Source organism: Ruegeria sp. Ofav3-42 (assembly GCF_022347725.1).
In the GTDB taxonomy this organism is placed as follows: Bacteria; Pseudomonadota; Alphaproteobacteria; order Rhodobacterales; family Rhodobacteraceae; genus Ruegeria.
This window is the reverse complement of record NZ_JAKRGB010000003.1, coordinates 16,568-40,601: the sequence shown is the minus strand read 5'-3', so window position 1 is coordinate 40,601 and position 24,034 is coordinate 16,568. Positions and strand designations below refer to the sequence as shown.

Below are 24,034 nucleotides of genomic sequence, written 5' to 3'. Positions count from 1 at the left end.
GTCTATTGCACCTACTGGCGAAGCTCCAAAGACAAGCTTCTGCAACGAAAGAAGGCCTCGCTTGGTATGACTATGCAAATGGACTCTCAGAGATGTCCCTGAATTTCGTTTCAAATGCGAAGTCTGAGGAGTTACTTTGATGACCCAAATCGACTACACCCGGGCTGCCAAATACTTCCTGCTGCAAGACTTCTGGGTCGGCATGAAGCTGGGGCTGAAGTATTTCTTCGCCCCCAAAGCCACTGTGAACTATCCGCACGAAAAAGGCCCTCTCTCCCCGCGTTTCCGCGGTGAACATGCCCTGCGGCGCTATCCGAACGGCGAGGAACGCTGCATCGCCTGCAAGCTGTGCGAAGCGGTTTGCCCGGCCCAAGCCATCACCATCGATGCCGAACCACGAGAAGACGGCAGCCGCCGCACCACGCGTTACGACATCGACATGACCAAGTGCATCTATTGTGGCTTCTGTCAGGAAGCCTGCCCGGTCGATGCCATCGTCGAAGGGCCAAATTTCGAATTCGCCACCGAAACCCGGGAAGAGTTGTTCTACGACAAGCAAAAACTGCTGGATAACGGCGAACGCTGGGAAGCCGAGATCGCCCGCAACCTGGAAATGGACGCGCCGTACCGATGAATGACTCGCCGACAAATCCGTTCGAACTGATGATGAAGCAGGCGCAGGACATGGCCAAGGCGATGAACCCGGCGATGGAGAACTTCTCGCCCAAGGGGTTCGAGGCGCTGTGGCCGACCATGCCCAAAGAGGTCATGGAAATGATGTTCGGAAATACCGTCAACAAAGACGGGCTGGACGCCAAAACCCGCCTGCTGCTGACTTTGGCCGGGCTGACCTGTCAGGGCGCGCAGGCGGACTCGGCGGTGCGTCAAACCGTGCGCCATGCATTGGAAGCGGGCGCGAAGAAACAAGAGATCGTGGAAACGATCGGCCAGATGTCGGTATTTGCCGGCATCCCGGCCATGACCCGCGCGCTGGATCTGGCGCAGGAGGTCATGGGCGATAACGAGGATGAGGATCAATGACCGTCTTTGCCTTCTATCTGTTTGCCATCAGCGCCATCACCGGCGGGCTGTTCACGGTGATCAGCCGCCAGCCGGTGCACTCGGTTCTGTGGCTGATCCTGTCCTTCTTGTCAGCGGCAGGGCTGTTCGTGCTGCTGGGGGCCGAGTTTGTGGCGATGCTGCTGATCATCGTCTACGTGGGCGCGGTCGCGGTTCTGTTCCTCTTCGTGGTGATGATGCTGGACGTGGACTTTGCCGAGTTGAAGGCCGAGATGGCGCGCTATATGCCGCTGGCCTTGCTGATCGGTCTGATTATCCTGATGCAGTTCGTCATGGCGTTTGGCGCTTGGGACAGCGCGCAGGGCGCGGCAGCGAATCTGGCCCAGCCGATCCCGACGGACCGTCACAACACCGAGGCGCTCGGTGTTATCCTTTACGATCAATACTTCCTTCTCTTCCAGCTGGCTGGCCTGATCCTGCTGGTGGCCATGATCGGCGCCATTGTTTTGACTCTGCGCCACCGTAAGGACATCAAGCGTCAGGACATTGTCGGTCAGATGATGCGCGACCCGGCCAAAGCGATGGAGTTGAAGGACGTAAAACCGGGGCAGGGGCTTTAAGACGATGATCGGACTTGAACACTATCTTACGGTCGCGGCGACGCTGTTCGTCATCGGCATCTTCGGTCTCTTCCTGAACCGCAAGAACGTCATCATCCTGCTGATGAGCATCGAACTGATGCTGCTGGCGGTGAATATCAACCTCGTGGCGTTTTCCAGTTTCCTCGGCGATCTGGTCGGGCAGGTGTTCACGCTGTTCGTCCTTACCGTTGCGGCGGCTGAGGCGGCGATTGGTCTGGCCATTCTGGTCTGCTTCTTCCGCAACCGCGGCACCATCGCGGTTGAAGACGTAAATATGATGAAGGGGTAAGAGAACATGGAAACCACCATCCTCTTTGCCCCGCTTGTGGGCGCGCTAATCTGCGGGTTCGGCTGGAAATTCATTGGCGAGAAAGCGGCCATGTGGACCGCAACTGGCCTGCTGTTTCTGGCCTGTCTGCTCAGCTGGATCATCTTTTTCAGCTTCGATCCGTCGGCTTATCCCGGTGGCTCCTACTCGGTACCAGTTCTGCGGTTCATCGAAAGCGGTTCGCTTTCGACCGAATGGGCGATCCGACTGGACCGGCTGACCGCGGTCATGCTGATTGTGGTGACAACGGTTTCGGCCTTCGTGCACCTCTATTCCTTCGGGTACATGGACCACGATCCACAATGGCGCGAAGGCGAAAGCTATAAGCCACGGTTCTTCGCCTACCTGTCCTTCTTTACCTTCGCGATGCTGTCGCTGGTGACGGCAGACAACCTGGTACAGATGTTCTTTGGCTGGGAAGGTGTGGGCGTTGCGTCCTACCTGCTGATCGGTTTCTACTATCGCAAACCGTCCGCAAACGCTGCGGCGATCAAAGCGTTCGTGGTGAACCGCGTGGGTGATTTCGGCTTTGCGCTGGGGATTTTCGCGCTGTTCTTCCTGACAGACAGCATCAACTTCTCGGACGTTTTCGCGTCGGCTCCGACTTTGGCCGAGACGCAACTGAGTTTCCTTTGGGGTGAGTGGAACGCCATCGAAGTGATCTGTGTGCTTCTGTTCATCGGAGCGATGGGTAAGTCGGCCCAGCTGATCCTGCACACCTGGTTGCCAGACGCGATGGAAGGCCCGACGCCTGTGTCCGCCCTGATCCACGCTGCAACCATGGTGACCGCGGGTGTCTTTCTGGTCTGCCGCATGTCACCGCTGATGGAGTTTGCGCCGGGGGCGACAGGGTTCATCACGGTGCTGGGGGCCTCGACCGCGTTCTTTGCAGCGACCGTGGGTCTGGTGCAGACCGATATCAAGCGCGTCATTGCGTATTCGACCTGTTCGCAGCTTGGTTACATGTTTGTGGCGGCTGGTGTAGGCATGTACTCGGCGGCGATGTTCCACCTGTTCACGCACGCTTTCTTCAAGGCACTGCTGTTCCTTGGTGCCGGTTCGGTGATACATGCGATGCACCATGAGCAGGAGATGACCGAATACGGCGGGTTGCGGAAAAAGATCCCGTATACCTTCTGGGCCATGATGATCGGGACGCTGGCCATTACCGGCGTGGGCATTCCGCTGACGACGATTGGTTTTGCCGGGTTCCTATCCAAAGACGCCATCATCGAAAGCGCCTATGCGGGCGGTTCCGGCTACGGCTTCTGGATGCTGGTGATCGCGGCAGCGTTCACCTCGTTCTACAGCTGGCGCTTGATCTTCCTGACTTTCTATGGCGAGCCGCGCGGCGACAAACATACCCATGACCACGCGCATGAAAGCCCGATGACCATGCTGGTTCCGCTTGGAGTGCTATCCTTGGGAGCCGTCTTCGCCGGGATGATCTGGTATGGCAACTTCTTCGGCCATGCGGACAAGGTCGGTAAGTTCTATGGCATTCCCGTGGCCGAGGCTTCAGAACACGCCGAAGCCGGTGATCACGGAACGGCTGACGCGCATGGTGAGGAAACTGCCCACGCGGATGAGGGGCATACGGACGATAGCCACGCCGAAGAGGGCGCGCACGACGACAAGGCAGCTCATGGTGGCGATCACCACTATGTCTTTGCTGGCGAACCGGGTGAGGGGGCGATCTATATTGCGCCGGACAACCATGTTTTGGACGACGCGCACGCGGCACCAAAATGGGTGAAGGTTTCACCGTTCGTCGCGATGGTTCTGGGCTTTGTCGTGGCCTACTGGTTCTACATCGTGAACACCACGCTTCCTGCGCGGCTGGCACAGAACCAGCGTCCGCTCTACCTGTTCCTGCTGAACAAGTGGTACTTTGACGAGATCTATGACGCGGTCTTCGTCAAACCCACGATTGCGCTCGGCCGGTTCCTGTGGAAGCGGGGCGATGGCAACACAATTGACGGCTTCCTGAACGGAGTGGCCATGGGTGTTGTTCCCTTCTTCACCCGCCTCGCAGGCAAGGCGCAGACGGGCTACATCTTTACTTACGCCTTCTGGATGGTTCTGGGCATCGCAGCCCTTGTCACCTGGATGTCGATCGGCGGAGGCGCACAATAATGGATAACATCCTCTCCATCGTCACCTTCATCCCCGCCGTGGCAGCAGGTATTCTGGCCCTGTTCCTGCATGGCGAGGATGCGGCTGCACAGCGCAACGCGAAATGGGTTGCGTTGGTAGCGACCACGGTGACATTCCTGGTCTCAATCGGCATCTATACCGGCTTTGATCCCTCCAACACCGGCTTCCAGATGGTGGAAGAAGGTGAGTGGTTGATGGGCTTGAAATACAAGATGGGCGTGGACGGGATCAGCGTTCTGTTCGTGTTGCTGACCACGTTCATCATGCCGTTGACCATTCTGGCCAGTTGGCAGGTCACCGACCGCGTCAAAGAATACATGATCGCCTTCCTGCTGCTGGAAACGCTGATGCTGGGCGTGTTCATGGCGCTGGATCTGGTGCTGTTCTACTTGTTCTTCGAAGCGGGTCTGATCCCGATGTTCCTGATCATCGGCATCTGGGGCGGCAAGGAACGTATCTACGCCAGCTTCAAGTTCTTCCTATATACCTTCCTCGGCTCGGTACTGATGCTCGTGGCAATGGTGGCAATGTACTCTGATGCAGGCACCACCGATATCGAAGCGTTGATGAGCCACCATTTCTCATCCGAGGGGTTCAGCGTGTTGGGCATCTATGTCGTCGGCGGACTGCAGACGCTGATGTTCCTGGCGTTCTTTGCATCGTTTGCGGTGAAGATGCCGATGTGGCCGGTACACACGTGGTTGCCGGATGCGCACGTTCAGGCGCCGACGGCTGGTTCGGTCGTGCTGGCGGCGATCCTGCTGAAGATGGGCGGCTATGGCTTTCTGCGGTTCAGCCTGCCGATGTTCCCGGTGGGCTCGGCGGTGATGACCGATCTGGTGCTGTGGATGTCGGCGATTGCCGTGGTCTACACCTCGCTTGTTGCGCTGGTGCAGGAGGATATGAAGAAGCTGATTGCATACTCCTCGGTCGCGCATATGGGGTTCGTGACCATGGGCATCTTTGCTGCGAACCAGCAGGGGATCGACGGTGCCATCTTCCAGATGCTCAGCCATGGGTTCATCTCGGCCGCGCTCTTCCTCTGTGTGGGCGTGATCTATGACCGGATGCATACCCGCGATATCGAGGCTTACGGTGGCCTGGTGATTCGGATGCCCGCCTATGCGCTTGTCTTCATGCTGTTCACTATGGCCAATGTGGGCCTGCCGGGCACTTCTGGGTTCATCGGTGAATTCTTGACGCTGATGGGGGCCTTCCAGGTCAACACCTGGGTAACGGCTGTGGCCGCGACCGGTGTGATCTTCTCGGCCGCTTATGCGCTGTGGCTGTACCGTCGCGTGGTGTTTGGTGATCTGATCAAGGAAAGCCTTAAGGCGATGACCGACATGAGCTCGCGCGAGCGGCTGATATTTGCCCCGCTCATCGTGATGACCATCCTGCTGGGTGTCTATCCGTCGCTGGTGACCGATGTGATCGGCAATTCAACCGCCGCGCTGATTTTGAACTATGACATGGCTCTGGCCGCGGCTGAGGCCGCATCCCAGACGGCCGCTTCGCACTAAGGGGGCTTTGGAGACATGATCCAGGCTGATCTGACAATAATCCTGCCGGAAATCGTTCTGGCTGTGTATGCGATGGCGGCGCTGATTGGGGCTGTCTACACGACGAAAGACGAACTGGCACCTTTGCTGGTCTGGACAACAGCGGGCCTAATGGCGTTGCTGGCGATCTGGATTGCAACGAACAGCGACGGCACCCGCGTGGCGTTCAACGGTATGTTCGTGGATGACGGGTTCGCAAGGTTCTCGAAAGTGGCGGTGCTGTTGTCAGCCGCAGCCGTTCTGGTAATGAGCCAGGAGTATATGGCGCGTCGTAACCTGCTGCGATTCGAATTCCCTTTGCTGGTCGCTCTGGCCGCTGTTGGCATGATGATGATGGTCAGCGCGGGCGATCTGATGTCGCTGTACATGGGGCTGGAGCTGCAGTCTCTGTCGCTGTACGTCGTTGCGGCGCTGCGCCGGGATAGCGCCAAATCGACCGAGGCTGGTCTGAAGTATTTCGTACTGGGCGCGCTCAGCTCGGGCCTGCTGCTGTACGGTGCGTCGCTGGTCTATGGCTTTACCGGCACCACGCTGTTCTCGGGTATCATCCAGACCGTCCACCACGGAGACGTCTCAGTCGGCCTATTGTTCGGTCTGATCTTCCTGATTTCGGGTCTTGCGTTTAAGGTGTCTGCCGTGCCGTTCCACATGTGGACGCCGGATGTCTACGAAGGCGCACCTACGCCGATCACAGCTTTCTTCGCGACCGCGCCAAAAGTGGCCGCGATGGCGCTGTTCGCGCGCCTGATGCACGATGCCTTTGGTGGTATCATCAAGGACTGGCAACAGGTCCTTGTGCTACTGTCGGTTCTGTCGATGCTGCTGGGCGCGGTTGCCGCGATTGGTCAGCGTGACATCAAGCGACTGATGGCGTTTTCGTCGATTGCCCATATGGGGTATGCGCTGATCGGTCTGGCGGCCGGGACCGAGATGGGCATCAAGGCGATGCTGATGTATCTGGCCATCTATGTGACGATGAATATCGGTACTTTCGCGTTCATCCTGATGATGGAGCGGGACGGCAAACCGGTGACTGATATCGATGCGCTGCGCCAGTACTCAAAGCGGGAACCGGGCAAGGCGTTGGCCGTGTTGATCCTGATGTTCAGCCTAGCGGGCGTCCCGCCAATGCTGGGGTTCTTCGCCAAGTTTGGCGTTTGGCAAGCCGGTGTCGATGCTGGGCTGACCGGGTTGGTCATCGTGTCGGCAATCGCCTCGGTCATCGGTGCGTTCTATTACCTGCGGATCGTGTTCTACATGTATTTCGGGGCAGAGAACGAAGATCCGATCGAGACGCATTCCTCGCCGGTTCTTTGGGTCGCCCTGATGGGCTCAGCCGCCTTGATGCTGGTCGGTGTGTTCTATCAGTTCGGTATCGAAGGCGCAGCGGCAGCTGCGGCGGCGACACTTGTCAACTGATCTACGTAACTTCTCAACGAGACGGGCTCGGTCCACGGACCGAGCCTTTTTGGCATGACAGACTGGCCACAGGGATATGGACTGCACGTTCTGCAGGAAGTCGACAGTACTTTAAACGAAGCAGCAAGGATTGCGCCAACCGCCGCAGGCCCGGTGTGGATCATGGCACATCACCAGACCGCTGCGCGTGGTCGGCGTGGTCGCGCCTGGGAAAACCCGAAGGGCAATCTGGCCGCGACGCTATTGATGCGTCCCGCAGGGAACCCGGAACAGGCCGCGCTGCGCAGCTTTGTGGCGGCTCTGGCCCTGTTTGATGCCTGTGTGGCGGTCACGGGGCGGGCGGCCGGGCTGTCGCTCAAATGGCCAAATGACGTTTTGCTGAACGGTGGCAAACTGGCCGGTATCTTGTTGGAAAGCACCGGGCAGGGGCGTGGTGTTTCGCATCTGTCCATCGGTATCGGCGTAAACTTGTCCGAAGCGCCCGGAGCGGATGTGGTGGAACCCGGCGCAGTTCGCCCGGTGTCGCTGCTGTCCGAGACCGGTGCCCATGTGACGCCCGAGGATTTCCTGACCGAACTTGCCGCCGCCTATGCCGGGTACGAGAACCAATTCACGACCTATGGGTTCGAACCGATCCGAACCGCGTGGCTGGCGCGGGCCGCCCGTTTGGGTGAGGTTATCACCGCCCGTACCGCAGCGTCGGAAACGGTTGGCACCTTCGAAACGGTGGACGCAGGGGGTAACCTTGTCCTAAACACCGCCAAAGGCCGTGTCAGCATTCCTGCGGCGGATGTGTTTTTCTGAAGGAGGCTCAGATGCTTCTGGCTATCGACTGCGGTAACACGAACACTGTCTTCTCAATCTGGGACGGCGAGAGTTTTTTGTGCACTTTGCGCACCTCGACCCACCATGCGCGTACCGCGGATGCCTATTTCACATGGTACTCGACGCTTGTGAAGCACTATGGGATCGAAGCGGAAATCACCGATGTAATCATAGCGTCGACCGTGCCGCGTGTTGTATTCAACCTTCGGGTCTTCGCGGACCGGTTCTTTGGGTGCCGTCCTTTGGTCGTGGGCAAGCCCGAATGCCTGTTGCCGATGAACCCGCGCGTTGATGAAGGTACCGTGCCCGGCCCGGATCGACTGGCCAATGCGGCGGCCGCGTTTGATCGTCACGGTGGCAACGTCGTTGTGGTGGACTTTGGTACGGCGACAAACTTTGATGTGGTCGCGGCGGATGGGGCCTATGTTGGCGGGATTATCGCGCCGGGTGTAAACCTGAGCCTTGAGGCCCTGCATCAGGGGGCTGCGGCCCTGCCGCATATCGATATCACCCGTCCGGAAAAAGTGATTGGCACGAATACGGTTGGCTGTATCCAGTCCGGCGTGTATTGGGGCTATTCCGGATTGATCGAGGGGCTGATTTCCCGGATCAAGGCGGAATACGGAATGCCGATGAAAGTCGTTGGAACCGGTGGGCTCGCGCCTCTGTTCGATCAGGCCGACGTGGGGTTCGACGCAATCGAAGACGATCTGACGATGCACGGGCTGACCGTGATTCATCGCTATAACAAGGAAAATGGCTCGGTATGAGCAGCGAACGATTGATCTACCTGCCGTTGGGCGGGGCCGGCGAAATCGGCATGAACGCCTATGTCTATGGTTATGGCAAGCCCGGGCAGGAGAGGCTGATCCTGGTGGATCTGGGCGTCACATTCCCGGATATGGACACGACACCGGGTGTGGACCTGATCCATGCCGACATCACGTGGTTGAGGGAACGCGCCGACCAGTTGGAGGCTGTTTTCGTGACCCACGCGCACGAGGATCACGTTGGTGCAGTGGCGCATTGTTATGAGGCGCTGGGTGCGCCTGTCTATGCGCGCGCTTTCACAGCAAATATTGCCCGTCGCAAAATGGAAGAGCACGGCCACCCCGAGGACGCTGTGCGGACCGTATCCGCGTGGCCGGAACAGGTTGAGGTTGGTCCGTTCAAGGTGGGATTCCTGCCTGTCTCTCACTCGATTCCCGAAAGTGCAGCACTGGTGATCGACACCCCCGAGGGGCGGATCGTGCATTCCGGTGACTTCAAGCTGGATGAAAACCCCGTGGTGGGCGAGCCGTTTGATCCTGACCTCTGGGCCGAGGTTGCCAAGCCCGGTGTCAAAGCACTGGTATGCGACAGTACCAACGTGTTTTCGCCTCATGCTGGCCGTTCGGAATCCGAAGTGGGCCCCGAGATCACCAAGTTGGTCGAAGAGGCCAATGGCATGGTCGTGGCGACCACATTTGCGTCAAACGTTGCGCGGGTGAAGACTCTGGCGGAAGCCGGTGAGAGGGCAGGGCGCTCGGTCGTTTTGCTGGGCCGCGCGATGCGCCGGATGATCGAGGCTGCGACGGAAACAGGTATTCTGACCAGCTTTCCTCGTGTCGTCAGCGCCGAAGAGGCCGTTGATCTGCCGCGCCAGAACCTGATGCTGATCGTAACTGGTAGCCAGGGTGAACGCCGCGCTGCCAGCGCGCAACTTGCGCGGGGTAAGTATCGCGGGCTGGAATTGAAAGAGGGCGACCTGTTCCTCTTCTCGTCGAAAACGATCCCGGGCAATGAGCGGGGCGTGATTTTCATCATGAACCAGCTCAGCGAAAAGGGCGTGGACGTGGTGGATGACAGCTCGGGGCTGTATCACGTTTCAGGTCATGCCAACCGCCCAGACCTTGAGAAGGTACACTCGCTGATCGACCCGCAGATGGTTATCCCGATGCACGGAGAACACCGTCACTTGCGTGAACATGCCAAACTGGCCGAGGCCGGCGGCCGCGCGGGCATTCTGGCGGTGAACGGGACTATGGTCGACCTGACCGGCAACGCGCCGCAAGTTGTCGACTATATCGAGACCGGGCGGACCTATCTGGACGGGACTGTTAAGATTGGTGCTCTGGACGGTGTCGTGCGAGACCGGATTCGCATGGCGCTGAACGGCCACGTTACGGTCACGGTCATTCTGGACGAAGAAGACGAACCGCTGGGCGAGCCATGGTGCGATACGATGGGCTTGCCCGAACTTGGATCGTCCCGCGCTGCGCTGGTTGAGGTTCTGGAAGAGGACCTGAACCAATTCCTCATGCGGGCCGACGCTAAAACCCTGCGTGATGATGACAAGCTGGAAGAGGCCTTGCGCCGGATCGTTCGCCAGACTGCGAAAGCCGAGATTGGCAAAAAGCCGGAAGTGACGACCGTAATCAGCCGAATGAAATAGGTGTATCTGAGGGCCTTAGGCCCTCAGTCCGCTTCGGGCATGGGATAGCCGCGAAGTTTGAGGAACAGGCTTTCTTCCTCATTATTCAGAAAGAAAGGTACGGAATCCGGTGGCGTTGGGTCAGTGACCCGCGCTGCGATTTCGGCCAGAACGACCTCGGTAATAAACGGCAAGTCGAATTCGCGCGCCCGATCCAGCGGGATCCATTGCAGATGCGAAAGCTCGTCCGAAGCGTGGCTGAAATCGTCCAAATCGCCTTGGATCGCACCGGCGTCGACAAGGAAAAAACGCGCGTCGAAACGGCGCGGCCGTCCCGGCGGAGTGACTGCGCGAAACACGAACTGAAGCGCCTGCGCGGATGGGCGATACCCCATTTGCGCAAAGGCGGCCCAATCATCGGCAAGAGGCCCAACCCAGCTATCAGGTTGCCCCAGGATCAGCCCTGTTTCTTCCCAAAGCTCCCGGATTGCAGCAGCGGCAAGCGCATTCTGAAGCCCAGTCTCAGATCGCTCGGCAAGTCGTTCGTGGCAAACGTCGGGCAGATCAGTAGCCAGCGCGACTTTCGCGTCAGATGCATCGACAGCACCGCCCGGGAAGACGAATTTGTTGGGCATGAACGCAGCCTTTGCACCGCGTTGCCCCATCAGGATAGATGGATTGGTAAGACGGTCGCGTAGGACAATGACCGTTGCTGCGTTCCGTATGGCCGTTTTGTCCAGCGTCATCCGTTGCTCAACATGCGATCCCGGTTCACTTGGACTGTCCAAAGCCGTGCATGCGGCGCGCCCATTGATAGGCCACAACTGCGCCCTTCAATCGCGGCAGCAGGAACAGCGACAGGGCCGTGCAGCCAAAGGCAAAGATCAGGAACATCGTTAGCGGCTCGGGGCGCCAATGGACGTATGATACATGCAATGCGGGTGCCAGTAGGTGACCCACCAGAAGGATGGTCAGGTAAGCCGGTCCGTCATCTGCGCGGTGGTGAAACAGTTCTTCCCCACAGTTCGAGCATGTGTCGTTAACCTTGAGGTAGCTGTGCAGCAACTTCCCCTCGCCGCAATTCGGGCAACGGCAGCGGAAACCTTTGACCAGTGCAGGCTTTGTTGGGCGGTCTTCCAGGTCGGTGGTGTCGATCGTCTGATCTGTCATGTTGATACTCGCGCGTTCCAATGATGAGTGTATAACGCTTGTTTGATCCACCGGGAAAGGGGGGTGCGTCGCTTTGCATCGCCATGGGGTTTTCAAAAAAGTTTCCCCTTCAGCGACGGAATGTGATGCCTGACCCGTTTGAACCTATGTAAGCAGCGGCAATGATGCCGCGAAAACAAGGGAAAAACGTTATGAAAAGCGCCAAGTTCATTCCGGCAGTTGTTGTGTCAGCCATGGCAATCACCGGCACATCCGTTTTGGCTGCAGGCTCTAAAGATCGCGAACCTGTGACCTTTCAGGAGTTGGACGCCAACGGCGACGGTCAGGTGACACAGGAAGAAATGCAGGCTCACCGGAATCAGCGTTTCACCAATGCCGACACCGATGGCGATGGTCAGTTGAGCCTTGAAGAGATGCAGGCCGCAGGTCAAAAAAAGGTCAATGACCGTGTCGCCAAGATGTTTGAACGCCATGACGCCAACAAGGACGGGTTTCTGAGCGAGGACGAGTTGCCCAAACCACGCCGTGCTGGCAAGATGTTTGACCGTATCGACGCGAATAACGATGGCGCGATCTCGGAACAGGAATTTGCCGATGCAAAAGAAAAAATGGGCAAGCGCCACAGGAAAGGTGGCAAGGCGGACTCTGACGACAGCTGATGCGGGATGGAGGATCTGACCTCTTTACCACAGGTCGTTCGCGGCGCGCCTTGCGCCGCGGACGCAATTGGCGACGATGCGTTGCTGAAGCAGTTCGCCGATGGGGACGCTGCAGCAGCGCGGGTGCTCACAGATCGCCTTGCGCCACGCAGCTTGTCTGTGGCGCTGCGGTTTCTGGGCAATCGGGCCGAGGCGGAAGATGTCACGCAAGAGGCGATGATGCGCCTGTGGCAGATGGCACCGGATTGGGTTCCGGGGCAGGCCAAGGTGTCTACATGGCTCTATCGTGTGACGCTGAACCTGTGTGTTGATCTGCGACGCAAAAAGACGCCGGACAGGTTAGCTGACGTGCCCGAGCCCGAAGATGAAGAGGCGAGCGCCGCTGAACGATTGCAGGACGCTGCCCGCAAGGATGCGCTGCAAACAGCGCTGTCGCAGCTGCCCGAGCGTCAGAGACAAGCCGTTGTATTGCGGCATATAGAAGAATTGCCCAACCCGGAAATCGCGGGAATCATGGGCATTTCAGTGGAAGCGGTGGAAAGTCTGACTGCACGTGGAAAAAGATCTCTGACTGCGATTTTGGCCGGACGACGTGATGAACTGGGGTACGACGATGACTGAAGACAAAGACAATCTGGATCTGTTGTTCGCCCAAGCCCGGGAGAAACGCCCGGAACTGCCGGATGACCTTGCCGTGCGCATTCTGACGGATGCGGAAACCGTTCGGCTGGAGCGCAGGAAACCAGATGAGACGAAGACGAACCCGCTGTGGACGCGTGTGCTCGCCGGGCTTGGCGGCTGGCAGGGCATGGGCGGTCTGGTTGCCGCCAGTATGGCAGGCGTGTGGATCGGATTTTCGGCCCCGGCGTTTCTACCCGATCCCGCCAATTACATTTACGCACAGGATGTCAGTTTTGTGGTCGCTGATCTTAGCCTGGATACGAGTTTTCTGGAGGACGCGGAATGAGCGATAATCCCAAACCCAAAAGTCGCTGGATGTCCGTTCTGCTGGTCATCTCGCTGGCTTTGAACCTGCTGGTTGTCGGCGTTGCGTTGGGGACCGTGCTGCGGGTCAAAGGCGGCGATCATGCGAAAGCACCGCCGGGGTTCGGCTCGGCGCTCTATCGCGCTTTGCCGAAGGACGAGCGAAAAGCCATGCGGGGCGAGCTGTTCGACCGTCACAGAAAGGGTGCAAAAAACCGATCCCAGGACTTTGCCCAACTCAGCGCGGCCTTGCGGTCAGACCCGTTTGACCCGGCAGCGGTTCAGGCATTGCTGGATCAACAAGCGCAATTCATGGCGGAGTTGCAGGATGCCCTGCAAGCGCAATGGCTATCCCGCGTCGTGGCCATGAGTGATGAAGAGCGCCTGATTTATGCGGAGCGACTGGAAGACGTCGTGAAACGCGGCCCCCATGGTCACAAGAAAAAGGACTGAATGGGTCAGGCTGCGTTCTGCCTGATTCTGACTTGGTTGCGCCCAGCCTTCTTTGCCGCGTAAAGCGCGATGTCGGCGGATTTGATCACTCGTTCCAAGGGTTCGTTGCTGGGCAAAGGCGGGTTGGGTGCCGTCATTCCGATACTGATGGTGACCGGGACCGGGGCAGACGCATCCGGCAGAGTGAATGGCGTCTCGCTGATGCAGTCGCGCAACGTCCTGGCCAACTCCATTGCTTTTGCCGGAGAGCTGTTGGGCAAGCCAATCATAAACTCTTCGCCCCCAATCCGCGCAACGAACCCTGCGGATCCAAGGGTGCTTTTCATGCGCTTAGCGGCCTCGGCCAATACAAGGTCACCGCCAATATGCCCAAAGCGGTCATTGATGGTTTTAAAGTGGTCCAGATCGGCCAGCATGACGACGAAACCGTGCCCATCTTGGGATGGCTGACGGGCCATCTGATCTATGGCCCGCATCGCGTATCGGCGGTTATGCAGTCCGGTCAGAGGGTCGACCCAACTTTCAGCTATCCCGCGGCGCAGCGAGGCGCGCATCTGATCCGTAAGGGTTTTTCGGGCGATTTGGTTCTCCAATCGCAGCAGGACTTCGTCGGTACAAAACCCGCCCATGCAAACGGCGTCGGCCCCACGATCCAGCGCCTCAGATGCCAGAGAGGCGTCGTCCCCAGCCAGAACAGCGATCAACACCGTGTGCCGGGTGGCTCCGCGTGATTTCAGATCGGCCAACGTACTCAGACCGGGGGTGGTTCTGCCGATTTCGACCACGACGGCATCCGGAATCGGGCCAGACAAAAGTGCATGCATGTTCGAAGAAACATGTGTGGAAAGGCTGTGACGCAACCGGCCAGACAATGCCTTTTTCCACAAAGCTCCGGTACGGCAGGTGTGCGCCAGAATGGCCACCCGGGCCGATTTTGGCGCGGCAATCAGGGCGGTGGCTGGCTCGGCGAAACCTATCGGATGCGATCCGTTGCCCAGCTTTAGGTCCTGAGTTTCCGCGCGAGACCGCAGCAGACTGCGCACCCGCGCCAACAACAACGTGTCCTTGAACGGATGTGCCAGAACATCATCCAAACCATCGGCGAGCGCCTTCAATCTGGCCGCCTTGTCATTTTGCGGTGCAATTGCCACCACCGGCACATCGGCCAGATCCGGATTTGCCATCACCAACCTTTTGACATCAGCGGCTGTGCCATCTGGCAACGTCTGCGCAACAAGGACCAGATCGGGGCGAGTACGCCGCAGCAGCCCGGCCAGACCGTGCAGTTTTTCCGCCTGAACGACGTGATACCAGGCCGCGGTCAGCTGAACCTTCAGCATAATGCGATTGGTCGAAGTCCCGTCGAGGACAAGGATGGTTCCCTGCACGGACATATCAGTCACCGTTGATTGCATGCGTTGCCAAAGTGTTTATGAGTCTGGTTAACAAACCCTTTCCAAGCACACATCCGAGGCCTCTTTATGCCGATCACCGCCCAATCTGCAGAAACGCTGGCCCTGAATGTCCTGGGTTGGCTGGTCGGGAACGATGAGTTGTTGCCCGTTTTTCTGGGGTCGACGGGTGCATCCACCGATGACCTGCGGGAAAGGGCGGCAGAGCCGGAGTTCCTGAGTTCCGTTCTTGAATTCTTGATGCTTGACGATTCGTGGGTGATCGCCTTTTGTGACGCCAACTCTGTGCCCTACGACCTGCCGGGTCAGGCGCGGATGGTTTTGTCCGGTGGCAGCGACGTTCACTGGACCTGATCCAAACTTCTGACAGGAGCATGCAATGCCCATCGACGCGATCTTGTTCGACAAGGACGGAACTCTGTTTGATTTTGCAAACACATGGGGCGGCTTCGGGCGCAGTTTGATGGAGAGACTGTCAGGCGGTGATCCCGAGCGTGCCGCCGAACTGGGCCAGGCCATCGGGTTCGATCCGGTCACTGAGGAATACTCCGAAGACAGCATTGTCATCGCTGGAACTGTGGGAGAAATCGCGGAGGCGCTTGCCCCGCATTTTCCGGACATGTCGCTCGATGAGTTGATTGATGTCCTGAACACGGAATCGGCGACGGCAACTCAAGCACCGGCCGTACCGTTGGTTCCATTTCTGGAAGGTCTCAGGCAGGCTGGTCTCAAGTTGGGCGTGGCCACGAATGACGGAGAAGTGCCCGCGCTGCAGCACCTGGCGTCTGTGGGAATTCGCGATCACTTCGATTTTGTCGCCGGTTACGACAGCGGTCACGGGTTCAAACCCGGTCCCGGTCAGTTGATTGCCTTTGCCACCCATGTCGGCGTCGATCCATCGCGCGTGGCCATGGTGGGGGACAGTCTGCATGATCTGCAGGCCGGGCGCGCCGCCGGGATGACCACAATTGGCGTTCTGACCGGGATGGCACCGGCCGAGGCGTTGGCGCCGATGGCGGATGTGGTGTTGCCGGATATCGGTCACATTCCCGCTTGGTTGGCCGCAAACTGACCGGCTTGGGGCCGATTTCGACGGTCCGGGATAAAAAACCGACAGAGTTTGTCGCAGACAGAGCGGCGATTGCCCCGACTTCCGGGCTTGCTGGTAGAAAGCAAGTTCCGGAGGTTTCCAATGGCTGACACACAGACTCGTAAACGCCGGGGTGGAGGACGGGCCGGTGCGGCGGCGCGCAGGGGCAGCGCGGTGATCGACCAGATGCCGTGGAATCCGCCGATCAATATCGACAAACCCACCGAACCGCTGGACCAGGCCGGGATCGAAGCGATCCATGACGGTGCAATGCGCATCCTCGAAGAGATCGGGATCGAGTTCTACAACGAAGAAGCCATTGCCATCCTGAAAGAGGCCGGCTGCACGATCAATGGCGACAACGTGCGCATGGGGCGTGACTTTGTGATGGAGATGGTGGCAAAGGCTCCGTCGACATTCACGATCACCCCGCGAAACCCCGACAAAACCATTGAGGTCGGCGGTAAAACCCTTCTGTTTGGCAATGTGTCCTCCCCGCCGAATTACTGGGACTTGGAGATCGGCACTAAGGTATCCGGTAACCGCGAAATGTGCCGGAACCTTTTGAAACTGACGCAGTATTTTAACTGCATCCATTTTGCGGGCGGTTATCCGGTTGAGCCGGTCGATATTCACGCCAGCATACGCCATCTGGACGTCCTTTATGACAAGCTGACGCTGACCGACAAGGCGATGCATGCCTATTCGCTGGGCAAGGAGCGCGTCGAAGATGTGATGGAGATGGTCCGGATCGCAGGTGGCCTCAGCCATGAGGAGTTCGAAGCGACTCCACGCATGTACACCAACATCAACTCGACCTCGCCGTTGAAACACGATCACCCGATGATTGATGGCTGTCTTCGCCTTGCGCGGCGCGGGCAGGCGATCGTCGTGACTCCGTTCACGCTGGCGGGGGCGATGGCCCCTGTGACGATGGCTGGCGCGGTTGCACAGTCGCTGGCCGAGGCGCTGTGCGCGATTGCTTTGTTCCAGTATGTCCGGCCCGGAATTCCCTGTGTTATCGGGACGTTCACGTCCAACGTTGATATGAAGTCGGGCGCGCCTGCGTTTGGTACACCGGAGTACATGCGCTCGACCCAGATGACCGGTCAGATGGCCCGTTACTACGGTCTGCCGATGCGGTCTTCGGGCGTCTGCGCGGCGAACGTGCCCGATGGTCAGTCCGTATGGGAGACATCGAACTCGCTATGGGCTGCGGTGCAGTCGGGCACCAACATGGTGTACCATGCGGCCGGATGGCTGGAGGGCGGTCTAATCGCCAGCCCCGAGAAGTTCATTATGGACTGCGAGATACTCCAGCAAATTCAAAGATACATGCAGCCGGAAATCACAGCGACGGGCCCGGATGAAATTGCACTGGATGCGATCAAGGCGGTTGGAAACGACGGTCATTTCTTCGGCATTCAGCACACGCAAGATCGATACACCACTGCGTTCTATCAGCCGTTCCTGAGCGATTGGAAAAACTACGAAGGCTGGGACGTCGCCGGTGGCATCTGGACCGCTGAGCGCGCCCATCACATTTTCAAGGAAATCATCACCAGCTTTGAACCTCCGGCGATGGACGAGGGCATCCGGGAAGAACTGGCTGACTTTGTTGCGCGCCGTAAGGCCGAAGGCGGGGCTCCGACGGATTTCTAGTTTAAGCGCAAGGACTTCTACATTGAGACTCTGCCAGATTGTCACTACCGCAGTGCGAATTTTGGCTATTTGTTAAGGATTGTCTGACCAGATTGGGGGGAAACCAATCTGGGGCATCTCATGCATGGTCTGATCAATCGGGCGATACAATCCTTTGTATGCGCGACCTATGGGCAACCCTGCTGGCTGCGGGTGACTGAGGCGGCGGGGCTGGGCTTTACCGAATTCGAGGCGATGCTGGTCTACGAAGACGAAATGACAAAGCGGGTATTGGATGCGCTTTGTGCGGACCTGAACCGCCCACGTGCGGAAATTCTGGAAGACCTGGGAACCTATCTGGTTTCGCACCCCAACATGGAAGACCTGCGCCGACTTCTGCGTTTCGGCGGTGTCACTTACGTTGAATTTTTGCATTCTCTGGATGACTTGTCAGACCGGGCGAGGCTTGCTGTTTCGGATCTGCGCCTGCCGATGCTGGAACTTCGGGAGGTGTCTCCGGCAGAGTATCAGCTGTTCTGTTATCCGGGCTTGCCTGGCTATTCCAGCGTGATGGTTGGGGTGCTGCGAGCGGTTGCGGATGACTATGGCGCGCTGGCCATGTTGTCACATGACGGGCAGCATGGCGATGCCGAGGTCATCTCGATTGTTTTGGTGGAAAGTGCCTTTACCGAAGGGCGCCATTTCGATCTGGGGGCGCGAAAATCATGATGGATACCGCCGAACTGTCTGCGCTGTTGGACACCCTGTGCCCGATGTTCGTGTTGGTGGATGAGCGGGGAAAGATTGTAAATGCCGGGCCGACGTTGCAAAAACTGCGCCCGGATGAGCCGATGCAGGGCAAAGACTTTTTGGATGTGTTCGAACTGGTTCGACCACGAACCGTGACCACAACCCCTGCGCTGCTGTCATTGGCCGGAGGTAAGGTACATCTGAAGTTTCACGACGAACCTCGCACGGCACTAAAGGGGTTGATAGCGCCAATGCCCAAGGGGAACGGGGCCATCATCAACCTGTCCTTCGGGATTTCGATACTGGATGCGGTACGGGACTACGCTCTGACCAGCGCGGATTTCTCGGGGACAGATCTGGCGATTGAACTACTGTATCTGGTTGAAGCAAAATCAGCCGCAATGGAGGCTTCGCGGTCTTTAAACCTGCGATTGCAAGGTGCCATGCTGGCTGCCGAAGAGCAGGCAGTCACGGACATGTTGACCGGATTAAAAAACCGTCGGGCTATGGATGTGGTTCTGAGGCACCTGATCTCTGGCAATTCCGCTTTTGCGCTCATGCATTTGGACCTGGATTTCTTCAAAAGCGTCAATGACCACTTGGGTCATGCAGCTGGTGACTTTGTGTTGCAACAGGCCGCCCGGATCATGGAGGAGGAAACGCGAAATGAGGATACGGTTGCCCGCATCGGTGGCGATGAGTTTGTTATTATTTTTAAGGGTCTGGTCGACGAAAGTGTTCTGTCTGATGTTGCGTCGCGCCTGATCAAACGTTTGCGCCAGCCTATGATGTTCGAAAACACTCCGTGCCAGATTTCAGCCAGCATCGGAACGGCGCTGTCCACGCAGTTCAGTTCGCCCAATGCCGCGGAATTGCTGAACGCTGCGGATCAGGCGCTGTATGAGGCGAAGCGCCAGGGAAGGTCGCGGCACTGCCCGTACTCGACGCTTGTTGAGTCGGAATGAACCAAGTGATTTCGCAACCAGTTTTCATCAGAGAAGAACGCACAGGACGTACACTCGCTCAATCCTGCTGAAATGCTTTGACCAGAGAGTTTGCGATATGCCGTTTGATCGCGGGCAGTTCTCCAACCACGGGCATCACGTACCCGCTGAAATCGGCGCGATCCAGTTCTTGCGGAACATCGTCCTGAACATGCCCGCCTGTGCAGGCAAAGAAGGGCAGGCACAAGGCCTGATCGCCGGTGCCCGACGCCGCCTCTGAGATAGATGGAGCTTCCTCAACAAAGCCAAGATGGATGGAGCGGAAGGAGATAAACTCTGCCAGTTCCTTAGAAAACGCGTCGGCTACCGCGGATGGGTTGCGACTGCGGCCCGAACCGTGTGCGGCCAGAACAAGATCAGTCGCGGCAGGGTCCCAGTGTCGGTCTGACAGGGTATCGCGCAATGCTGTCGCAACCAATGCTGGCAAGTCAGGATCGACGCCCAACGGGTTCAGAATGCCGATATCACGGTCGCCCAGTCGTTTTGGCAGAGCGCTGGTCACGAACCATCCCTTGGCCATGAAAAGGGGATAGATTACAGTGTCTTCCGGAAGTTCGTTCAGCCGGGCCTCCAGCATTCCCGGTGCCGCAAGCGTGGCCGAGTGAACGCTGACCCCATCGCAATACCCGTCGACCTCAGCAGCATAAGCTGCCAGTGCCGCCTCGGCTGGATCGGGGTCAGAGGGTTGACCGTGGGCGACGATAAGAGCGTGCGGCATTTAGGCGTGTCCTGTCTGGTTTTCCGATAGGTGTTTTGGGATGTAACAAAGTCAAGCCATGGCCATTAACGCTAGCCCAACAATGTCAGCCATAGCCAGACGGTAAGGATCGAGACGGCAGTTCCGACCAGAACCGATGAGGCCGCAACCCTTTTCGCCCGCCCATACATATTGGCAAAGATGTAAGCGTTGAAGCCGGGTGCCATCGCAGCGTTCAGAACGCCCGACCGGAACAAATCCTGTGGCAGACCGGCCGTTGAGCCGAACAGCCAAACCAGACCGGGATGGAGCATCAGCGAAACAGCGCAGACAAAAGCAATGGTACGCAGGTCTCCTTCGGGTTTGTACTTTACCAGCACTCCGCCCAGTGCGAACAGCGCCCCCGGCAACGCGGCGCGGGTCACAAGGCCGAGGGCTTCGTCCACAACCGCAGGCACGCCCACGCCCGACAGGTTGACGACAAACCCCAACGCGATGCCCAGGATCAATGCGTTGCGAAACATGGCGGAAAGAATGGATTTGACCATACGCGGGCCACCGTGGCCCCGGTTTCGGATTACCTCCATAACTGTGATGCCAACGCCGTAACAGAAGGGCGAGTGGAAGGCGATGATCGCGTAGTTGCCGGTCAGGTTTTCTGGGCCATATGCGCGTTCCGTGATCGGCAGACCCAACAAAACGGAGTTCGAGAACAGGCAGCAAAACCCGATGGCCACACAGTCTTCCCAATCCCGACCAAAGATAAAGCGCGCGCCGAACAGGCCAGCTGTGAAACACAGGCCTGCAGCGGTATAGAAGCTGGCCAGAAGTCGGGGGTCAAAGCTGGCGCTCAGGTCCAGATGTGAGATTGCAAGGAACAGTAGGCAGGGTATCGCAAAGCCCTGTGTAAACTTCATCAACCCGTCAATATGGATTTCTTTGAAGTACCCCAACCGGGTCGAGGCATAACCTGCTCCGATCACAAGGAAAACCGGTAGAATGACGTTAATCAGGCTTTGGAGCATCTCACCACTTTGCAAGCTGTGCCGACGCAAGGCCGCCGCAAGTTAAGTTGGTTGAACGGGGTCTTAAAGCGCCTGATGGATCACCATTCCGTCATAGGCCGGGGTAATGTAGTCTGCGGTTTCCGCATCGACCGTGGCATAGTCCAGATCGATATGCATATTGGTCAGGATCGCGCGTTTTGGTTCCAACTGTTCGATCCAGCCCAACGTTTTTTCCAGATGGGCATGAGTAGGGTGTGGCTTTCGTCGCAGCGCGTCGATTACCAGGCAGTCCAATCCCTCCATCATCGGCCAGGCATCGTCGTAGATCTCAGCGACGTCAGGCAAGTAGGCCAGTTTGCCCATGCGGAAGCCCAGCGAGTCGATTGACCCGTGGTTGACCTTGAATGGATGGAAGGGGATGGGGCCGCCGGGGCCGTCAACCTCGAACGGGCCGTCGATGGTCTTCAAATCAAGGATCGGCGGGTAGGGCGAGGTTTCCGGCTGAACGAAGGCATACCCGAACCGACCCAGAAGGTCGTTCTGCGTATCACCATCCGCCCAGACGGGCACCCGTTCGCGCATGTTGAACACGATCATGCGCAGGTCGTCGATCCCGTGAACGTGGTCCGCGTGCGAATGGGTATATATCACCCCATCCAGACGCCCGGTCCCCGTGTCGAGCAACTGGCTGCGCATATCCGGCGTGGTGTCGATCAGAACCGAGGTCGTGCCGTTGGGGCCATCGCGTTCCACCAGCATCGAACAGCGGCGGCGGATGTTCCTAGGGTTTTTCGGGTCGCACTCACCCCATTGCCCGCCCAGCCGGGGTACGCCGCCGGAAGATCCGCAGCCAAGGATTGTGCAACGCAATTCGGTCATGCAGCCGCCTTATAAGTCGCGGCTTTGGTGAACAGCCGGTCGAAATTGGCCTGTGTCTGCGCGGCAAATTCAGAGTAACCCATCCCGAACACCTCGGCCCCCTTGCGCGCCGTATGTGCGGTATAAGCGGGCTCGTTGCGTTTGCCGCGATAGGGCGGCGGGGCCAGGTAAGGCGCGTCTGTTTCCACAAGGATACGGTCGACCGACGCTGCGGCGAAAATATCGCGCAGTTCCTGGCTCTTGGGGAAAGCGGCGATACCGGACATGGACAGGTAAAACCCCAGGTCCAAAGCGGCTTTGGCCAGTTCGGCGGTAGACGAAAAGCAGTGCATGACGCACGAATAGGGTGCGTTTCGGTATTCCTCTGCCAGAATGCGGGCCATGTCGTCGTCGGCCGCGCGGGCGTGGATGATCAGCGGCAAGCCAGTGCGCTGAGCAGCTTCGATATGGATGCGCAGCGACTGCTTCTGCACTTCGGCACTGTCGGCCGTGTAATGATAATCCAGCCCGGATTCACCAATGCCCACAAATTTGGGATGCTGAGACAGGGCGACCAGCTCATCAACCGTTGCCATAGGTTCATCAGCTGCGCTCATGGGGTGTGTGCCGGCGGCGTAGAATACCGGGGCATGTGCCTCGGCAATGGAGCGGACGTTTGGTTCGTTCCGAAGACGGGTGCAGATTGTCACCATGCGGGTTACGCCAGCTTCGGCGGCATTGGCGATAATCTGGTCCAGCTGACCTTCGAAATCGGGGAAGTCCAGATGGCAATGGCTGTCGGTGATTTCGGGGGTATTGCTCATCTGCTCTGACCGGCGGTTTCCTGTATCTTGAATACCGTATCTAGGACCAGAGCCGCAGGGTCAAGGTTCACCGACTGCCCGTGGCGCGCACGGGCTGTGATCACCGCTGCGACCTCGGCCCATTTGCGGGCCTGGTGTGGTGTTGCCGACAGGCGGGTCAGTGTTTCGGCCTCGTTTGGGGCGGCTTCGGGCATCGGGGCGCTACCAGTTGCGCCGGTCAGGGCAAGGCGAGACAGGGCGACGTCGATCAGGGTCAACAATAGCTCAAACCGCTCGGCTGCGCCGCGCTGGGCGGCGGCCTCGGCCAACGCCAAAGCGCGCTGGCGATCCATTCGGGGCAGGGTGCCTAGAATCGCGATCAGCTCGGCGTAAATCTCTAGCCCGCCCAAATTGATCAGTCGCACGGCGTCACCAACGGAACCCGCCGCAAGCGCGGCCAAGTGGTCTGTTTTTTCGGGCATTTGTGCGCCGGTCTGCATTAGTGCGGCCTGCATGTCTTCGGGCCCCAGCGGCGACAGGCGCAGCGTCCTGCACCGTGACCGGATTGTCGGCAACAAGCGCGATGGTTGGTGTGAGATCAACAGCAACGTGGTGCGGGCCGGTGGTTCTTCCAGCATCTTCAACAGGGCGTTGGCCGCGCTGACATTCATCTCATCCGCCGAGTCTACAATGACGACCCTGCGACCGCCGTCAGTCGAAGACAGACCAAAGAACTTTCCGAGTTTGCGGATATCATCGACGACGATCTCGTTGCGCAACCGCCCCTGATCGTTCAACGAGCGGGTGATCGAGGCCAACCCCGGCTCCGCCCCGGCTTGAATACGGTGAGCAACGGGATGGTCCGGATCGATCTCAAGACTATCCGGTGGAGGCGGGGCGCCGAACAACCCGTCGTCTTCAATTGGCGGTGTCGCCAGAAGGAACCGGGCGATCCGCCAGGCGAGTGTGGCCTTACCCACGCCGCGCGGACCAGTGATCAGCCAGCCGTGGTGCAGACGTTCCGAAGTGTAGGCACTCATAAATGCCTGTTCCGCCGAGTCCTGCCCAAACAGGCGCTGGGTTTCACGCGGGTGCGGGGCACCGGGTGCCTGATCCGGGGTCGGGGTGTCGTCGCTCATCT

General features: G+C 58.5%; 27 protein-coding genes. 19 read left to right on the top strand and 8 right to left on the bottom strand.

What is annotated here, in order from left to right; genetic code table 11:
* Window positions 1–139 precede the first annotated feature (139 nt).
* The 10 genes from nuoI to MHN28_RS05470 are packed head-to-tail and all read left to right on the top strand — an operon-like array spanning window position 140 to window position 10,386.
* Entirely contained in the window at window positions 140–634 is a 495-nt protein-coding gene (gene nuoI / locus MHN28_RS05515) for an NADH-quinone oxidoreductase subunit NuoI (RefSeq protein ID WP_170395751.1), read from the top strand.
* Window positions 631–1,041, top strand: a complete 411-nt coding sequence (locus MHN28_RS05510; protein ID WP_239336956.1) for a carboxymuconolactone decarboxylase family protein — start codon at window positions 631–633, stop codon at window positions 1,039–1,041. Before nuoI ends, MHN28_RS05510 begins: the two co-directional genes overlap by 4 nt.
* Window positions 1,038–1,640, top strand: coding sequence for an NADH-quinone oxidoreductase subunit J (locus tag MHN28_RS05505; RefSeq protein ID WP_239336954.1), 603 nt, complete (start codon window positions 1,038–1,040; stop codon window positions 1,638–1,640). Before MHN28_RS05510 ends, MHN28_RS05505 begins: the two co-directional genes overlap by 4 nt.
* A gap of 4 nt (window positions 1,641–1,644) precedes the next feature.
* Complete coding sequence (gene nuoK / locus MHN28_RS05500) at window positions 1,645–1,950, top strand: NADH-quinone oxidoreductase subunit NuoK (RefSeq protein WP_005984024.1); 306 nt, start codon at window positions 1,645–1,647, stop codon at window positions 1,948–1,950.
* Window positions 1,951–1,956: 6 nt separating this feature from the next.
* Window positions 1,957–4,125 carry an NADH-quinone oxidoreductase subunit L gene (gene nuoL, locus MHN28_RS05495; RefSeq protein ID WP_239336952.1) on the top strand — a complete coding sequence of 723 codons (2,169 nt, stop codon included), beginning with the start codon at window positions 1,957–1,959 and terminating at the stop codon, window positions 4,123–4,125.
* On the top strand, window positions 4,125–5,669 hold the full coding sequence (locus MHN28_RS05490) for an NADH-quinone oxidoreductase subunit M (protein WP_239336950.1): 1,545 nt from the start codon (window positions 4,125–4,127) through the stop codon (window positions 5,667–5,669). The genes nuoL and MHN28_RS05490 overlap by 1 nt, the downstream gene beginning before the upstream one ends.
* Window positions 5,670–5,684: 15 nt before the next feature.
* A complete protein-coding gene (gene nuoN / locus MHN28_RS05485; RefSeq protein ID WP_239336948.1) occupies window positions 5,685–7,127 on the top strand; it encodes an NADH-quinone oxidoreductase subunit NuoN in 1,443 nt (480 codons plus the stop codon).
* Between the two features lie 54 nt (window positions 7,128–7,181).
* Window positions 7,182–7,931 (top strand): biotin--[acetyl-CoA-carboxylase] ligase, encoded by a 750-nt coding sequence (locus tag MHN28_RS05480; protein WP_239336946.1) that lies wholly within the window; start codon window positions 7,182–7,184, stop codon window positions 7,929–7,931.
* Between the two features lie 11 nt (window positions 7,932–7,942).
* Window positions 7,943–8,722: a type III pantothenate kinase gene (locus MHN28_RS05475; protein ID WP_239336944.1), complete on the top strand. Its 780-nt coding sequence runs from the start codon at window positions 7,943–7,945 to the stop codon at window positions 8,720–8,722.
* Window positions 8,719–10,386, top strand: a complete 1,668-nt coding sequence (locus MHN28_RS05470) for a ribonuclease J (protein ID WP_239336942.1) — start codon at window positions 8,719–8,721, stop codon at window positions 10,384–10,386. Before MHN28_RS05475 ends, MHN28_RS05470 begins: the two co-directional genes overlap by 4 nt.
* Window positions 10,387–10,409: 23 nt before the next feature.
* On the opposite strand, the gene MHN28_RS05465 is transcribed toward MHN28_RS05470, so the two are convergent.
* A complete protein-coding gene (locus tag MHN28_RS05465) occupies window positions 10,410–11,111 on the bottom strand; it encodes an NUDIX hydrolase (protein WP_239336940.1) in 702 nt (233 codons plus the stop codon).
* Between the two features lie 25 nt (window positions 11,112–11,136).
* Window positions 11,137–11,535 carry a DUF983 domain-containing protein gene (locus MHN28_RS05460; protein ID WP_239336937.1) on the bottom strand — a complete coding sequence of 133 codons (399 nt, stop codon included), beginning with the start codon at window positions 11,533–11,535 and terminating at the stop codon, window positions 11,137–11,139.
* Between the two features lie 191 nt (window positions 11,536–11,726).
* Here MHN28_RS05460 and MHN28_RS05455 point away from each other — a divergent pair, with 191 nt between their 5' ends.
* Genes MHN28_RS05455 through MHN28_RS05440 form a run of 4 tightly spaced genes read left to right on the top strand, consistent with a single transcriptional unit; the run spans window position 11,727 to window position 13,631 of the window.
* Window positions 11,727–12,194: an EF-hand domain-containing protein gene (locus tag MHN28_RS05455; protein WP_239336934.1), complete on the top strand. Its 468-nt coding sequence runs from the start codon at window positions 11,727–11,729 to the stop codon at window positions 12,192–12,194.
* Between the two features lie 6 nt (window positions 12,195–12,200).
* Window positions 12,201–12,815: an RNA polymerase sigma factor gene (locus MHN28_RS05450; protein ID WP_239336931.1), complete on the top strand. Its 615-nt coding sequence runs from the start codon at window positions 12,201–12,203 to the stop codon at window positions 12,813–12,815.
* On the top strand, window positions 12,808–13,161 hold the full coding sequence (locus tag MHN28_RS05445; RefSeq protein ID WP_239336928.1) for a hypothetical protein: 354 nt from the start codon (window positions 12,808–12,810) through the stop codon (window positions 13,159–13,161). Before MHN28_RS05450 ends, MHN28_RS05445 begins: the two co-directional genes overlap by 8 nt.
* Complete coding sequence (locus MHN28_RS05440; RefSeq protein ID WP_239336925.1) at window positions 13,158–13,631, top strand: periplasmic heavy metal sensor; 474 nt, start codon at window positions 13,158–13,160, stop codon at window positions 13,629–13,631. Before MHN28_RS05445 ends, MHN28_RS05440 begins: the two co-directional genes overlap by 4 nt.
* Before the next feature lie 5 nt (window positions 13,632–13,636).
* On the opposite strand, the gene MHN28_RS05435 is transcribed toward MHN28_RS05440, so the two are convergent.
* Window positions 13,637–15,025, bottom strand: a complete 1,389-nt coding sequence (locus MHN28_RS05435; RefSeq protein ID WP_239336922.1) for a diguanylate cyclase — start codon at window positions 15,023–15,025, stop codon at window positions 13,637–13,639.
* A gap of 87 nt (window positions 15,026–15,112) precedes the next feature.
* On the opposite strand from MHN28_RS05435, the gene MHN28_RS05430 reads away from it, so the two are divergent.
* The 5 genes from MHN28_RS05430 (at window position 15,113) to MHN28_RS05410 (ending at window position 19,489) form a co-directional block, all read left to right on the top strand.
* Window positions 15,113–15,397 (top strand): DUF3572 domain-containing protein, encoded by a 285-nt coding sequence (locus tag MHN28_RS05430; RefSeq protein WP_239336920.1) that lies wholly within the window; start codon window positions 15,113–15,115, stop codon window positions 15,395–15,397.
* Window positions 15,398–15,422: 25 nt separating this feature from the next.
* Complete coding sequence (locus MHN28_RS05425) at window positions 15,423–16,115, top strand: HAD family hydrolase (RefSeq protein WP_239336918.1); 693 nt, start codon at window positions 15,423–15,425, stop codon at window positions 16,113–16,115.
* Between the two features lie 120 nt (window positions 16,116–16,235).
* Window positions 16,236–17,795 (top strand): trimethylamine methyltransferase family protein, encoded by a 1,560-nt coding sequence (locus MHN28_RS05420; RefSeq protein WP_239336916.1) that lies wholly within the window; start codon window positions 16,236–16,238, stop codon window positions 17,793–17,795.
* A gap of 120 nt (window positions 17,796–17,915) precedes the next feature.
* On the top strand, window positions 17,916–18,503 hold the full coding sequence (locus MHN28_RS05415) for a heme NO-binding domain-containing protein (protein WP_239336914.1): 588 nt from the start codon (window positions 17,916–17,918) through the stop codon (window positions 18,501–18,503).
* Window positions 18,500–19,489, top strand: coding sequence for a GGDEF domain-containing protein (locus MHN28_RS05410; protein WP_239336911.1), 990 nt, complete (start codon window positions 18,500–18,502; stop codon window positions 19,487–19,489). Before MHN28_RS05415 ends, MHN28_RS05410 begins: the two co-directional genes overlap by 4 nt.
* Before the next feature lie 58 nt (window positions 19,490–19,547).
* Here MHN28_RS05410 and MHN28_RS05405 read toward each other — a convergent pair whose 3' ends face one another.
* The 5 genes from MHN28_RS05405 to MHN28_RS05385 form a co-directional block, all read right to left on the bottom strand.
* Window positions 19,548–20,246 (bottom strand): CbiX/SirB N-terminal domain-containing protein, encoded by a 699-nt coding sequence (locus MHN28_RS05405; RefSeq protein ID WP_239336909.1) that lies wholly within the window; start codon window positions 20,244–20,246, stop codon window positions 19,548–19,550.
* Between the two features lie 71 nt (window positions 20,247–20,317).
* Entirely contained in the window at window positions 20,318–21,250 is a 933-nt protein-coding gene (locus MHN28_RS05400) for an AEC family transporter (protein WP_239336907.1), read from the bottom strand.
* Between the two features lie 63 nt (window positions 21,251–21,313).
* Complete coding sequence (locus MHN28_RS05395; RefSeq protein ID WP_239336905.1) at window positions 21,314–22,111, bottom strand: MBL fold metallo-hydrolase; 798 nt, start codon at window positions 22,109–22,111, stop codon at window positions 21,314–21,316.
* Window positions 22,108–22,914: a TatD family hydrolase gene (locus tag MHN28_RS05390; RefSeq protein ID WP_239336903.1), complete on the bottom strand. Its 807-nt coding sequence runs from the start codon at window positions 22,912–22,914 to the stop codon at window positions 22,108–22,110. Before MHN28_RS05390 ends, MHN28_RS05395 begins: the two co-directional genes overlap by 4 nt.
* Window positions 22,911–24,032 carry a DNA polymerase III subunit delta' gene (locus MHN28_RS05385; RefSeq protein WP_239336901.1) on the bottom strand — a complete coding sequence of 374 codons (1,122 nt, stop codon included), beginning with the start codon at window positions 24,030–24,032 and terminating at the stop codon, window positions 22,911–22,913. Before MHN28_RS05385 ends, MHN28_RS05390 begins: the two co-directional genes overlap by 4 nt.
* Window positions 24,033–24,034: the final 2 nt, after the last annotated feature.

Excerpts from the sequence above, each read along its gene's own strand:
- MHN28_RS05470 (WP_239336942.1), top strand. The coding sequence starts at position 8,719 with ATGAGCAGCGAACGATTGATCTACCTGCCGTTGGGCGGGGCCGGCGAA.
- nuoL (WP_239336952.1), top strand. The coding sequence starts at position 1,957 with ATGGAAACCACCATCCTCTTTGCCCCGCTTGTGGGCGCGCTAATCTGC.
- MHN28_RS05450 (WP_239336931.1), top strand. The coding sequence starts at position 12,201 with ATGGAGGATCTGACCTCTTTACCACAGGTCGTTCGCGGCGCGCCTTGC.
- MHN28_RS05480 (WP_239336946.1), top strand. The coding sequence starts at position 7,182 with ATGACAGACTGGCCACAGGGATATGGACTGCACGTTCTGCAGGAAGTC.
- MHN28_RS05505 (WP_239336954.1), top strand. The coding sequence starts at position 1,038 with ATGACCGTCTTTGCCTTCTATCTGTTTGCCATCAGCGCCATCACCGGC.
- MHN28_RS05510 (WP_239336956.1), top strand. The coding sequence starts at position 631 with ATGAATGACTCGCCGACAAATCCGTTCGAACTGATGATGAAGCAGGCG.
- MHN28_RS05460 (WP_239336937.1), bottom strand. The coding sequence starts at position 11,535 with ATGACAGATCAGACGATCGACACCACCGACCTGGAAGACCGCCCAACA.
- nuoN (WP_239336948.1), top strand. The coding sequence starts at position 5,685 with ATGATCCAGGCTGATCTGACAATAATCCTGCCGGAAATCGTTCTGGCT.
- MHN28_RS05385 (WP_239336901.1), bottom strand. The coding sequence starts at position 24,032 with ATGAGCGACGACACCCCGACCCCGGATCAGGCACCCGGTGCCCCGCAC.
- MHN28_RS05405 (WP_239336909.1), bottom strand. The coding sequence starts at position 20,246 with ATGCCGCACGCTCTTATCGTCGCCCACGGTCAACCCTCTGACCCCGAT.
- MHN28_RS05410 (WP_239336911.1), top strand. The coding sequence starts at position 18,500 with ATGATGGATACCGCCGAACTGTCTGCGCTGTTGGACACCCTGTGCCCG.
- nuoK (WP_005984024.1), top strand. The coding sequence starts at position 1,645 with ATGATCGGACTTGAACACTATCTTACGGTCGCGGCGACGCTGTTCGTC.
- MHN28_RS05395 (WP_239336905.1), bottom strand. The coding sequence starts at position 22,111 with ATGACCGAATTGCGTTGCACAATCCTTGGCTGCGGATCTTCCGGCGGC.
- MHN28_RS05435 (WP_239336922.1), bottom strand. The coding sequence starts at position 15,025 with ATGTCCGTGCAGGGAACCATCCTTGTCCTCGACGGGACTTCGACCAAT.
- MHN28_RS05400 (WP_239336907.1), bottom strand. The coding sequence starts at position 21,250 with ATGCTCCAAAGCCTGATTAACGTCATTCTACCGGTTTTCCTTGTGATC.
- MHN28_RS05430 (WP_239336920.1), top strand. The coding sequence starts at position 15,113 with ATGCCGATCACCGCCCAATCTGCAGAAACGCTGGCCCTGAATGTCCTG.
- MHN28_RS05475 (WP_239336944.1), top strand. The coding sequence starts at position 7,943 with ATGCTTCTGGCTATCGACTGCGGTAACACGAACACTGTCTTCTCAATC.
- MHN28_RS05420 (WP_239336916.1), top strand. The coding sequence starts at position 16,236 with ATGGCTGACACACAGACTCGTAAACGCCGGGGTGGAGGACGGGCCGGT.
- nuoI (WP_170395751.1), top strand. The coding sequence starts at position 140 with ATGACCCAAATCGACTACACCCGGGCTGCCAAATACTTCCTGCTGCAA.
- MHN28_RS05440 (WP_239336925.1), top strand. The coding sequence starts at position 13,158 with ATGAGCGATAATCCCAAACCCAAAAGTCGCTGGATGTCCGTTCTGCTG.
- MHN28_RS05415 (WP_239336914.1), top strand. The coding sequence starts at position 17,916 with ATGCATGGTCTGATCAATCGGGCGATACAATCCTTTGTATGCGCGACC.
- MHN28_RS05390 (WP_239336903.1), bottom strand. The coding sequence starts at position 22,914 with ATGAGCAATACCCCCGAAATCACCGACAGCCATTGCCATCTGGACTTC.
- MHN28_RS05455 (WP_239336934.1), top strand. The coding sequence starts at position 11,727 with ATGAAAAGCGCCAAGTTCATTCCGGCAGTTGTTGTGTCAGCCATGGCA.
- MHN28_RS05445 (WP_239336928.1), top strand. The coding sequence starts at position 12,808 with ATGACTGAAGACAAAGACAATCTGGATCTGTTGTTCGCCCAAGCCCGG.
- MHN28_RS05425 (WP_239336918.1), top strand. The coding sequence starts at position 15,423 with ATGCCCATCGACGCGATCTTGTTCGACAAGGACGGAACTCTGTTTGAT.
- MHN28_RS05490 (WP_239336950.1), top strand. The coding sequence starts at position 4,125 with ATGGATAACATCCTCTCCATCGTCACCTTCATCCCCGCCGTGGCAGCA.
- MHN28_RS05465 (WP_239336940.1), bottom strand. The coding sequence starts at position 11,111 with ATGACGCTGGACAAAACGGCCATACGGAACGCAGCAACGGTCATTGTC.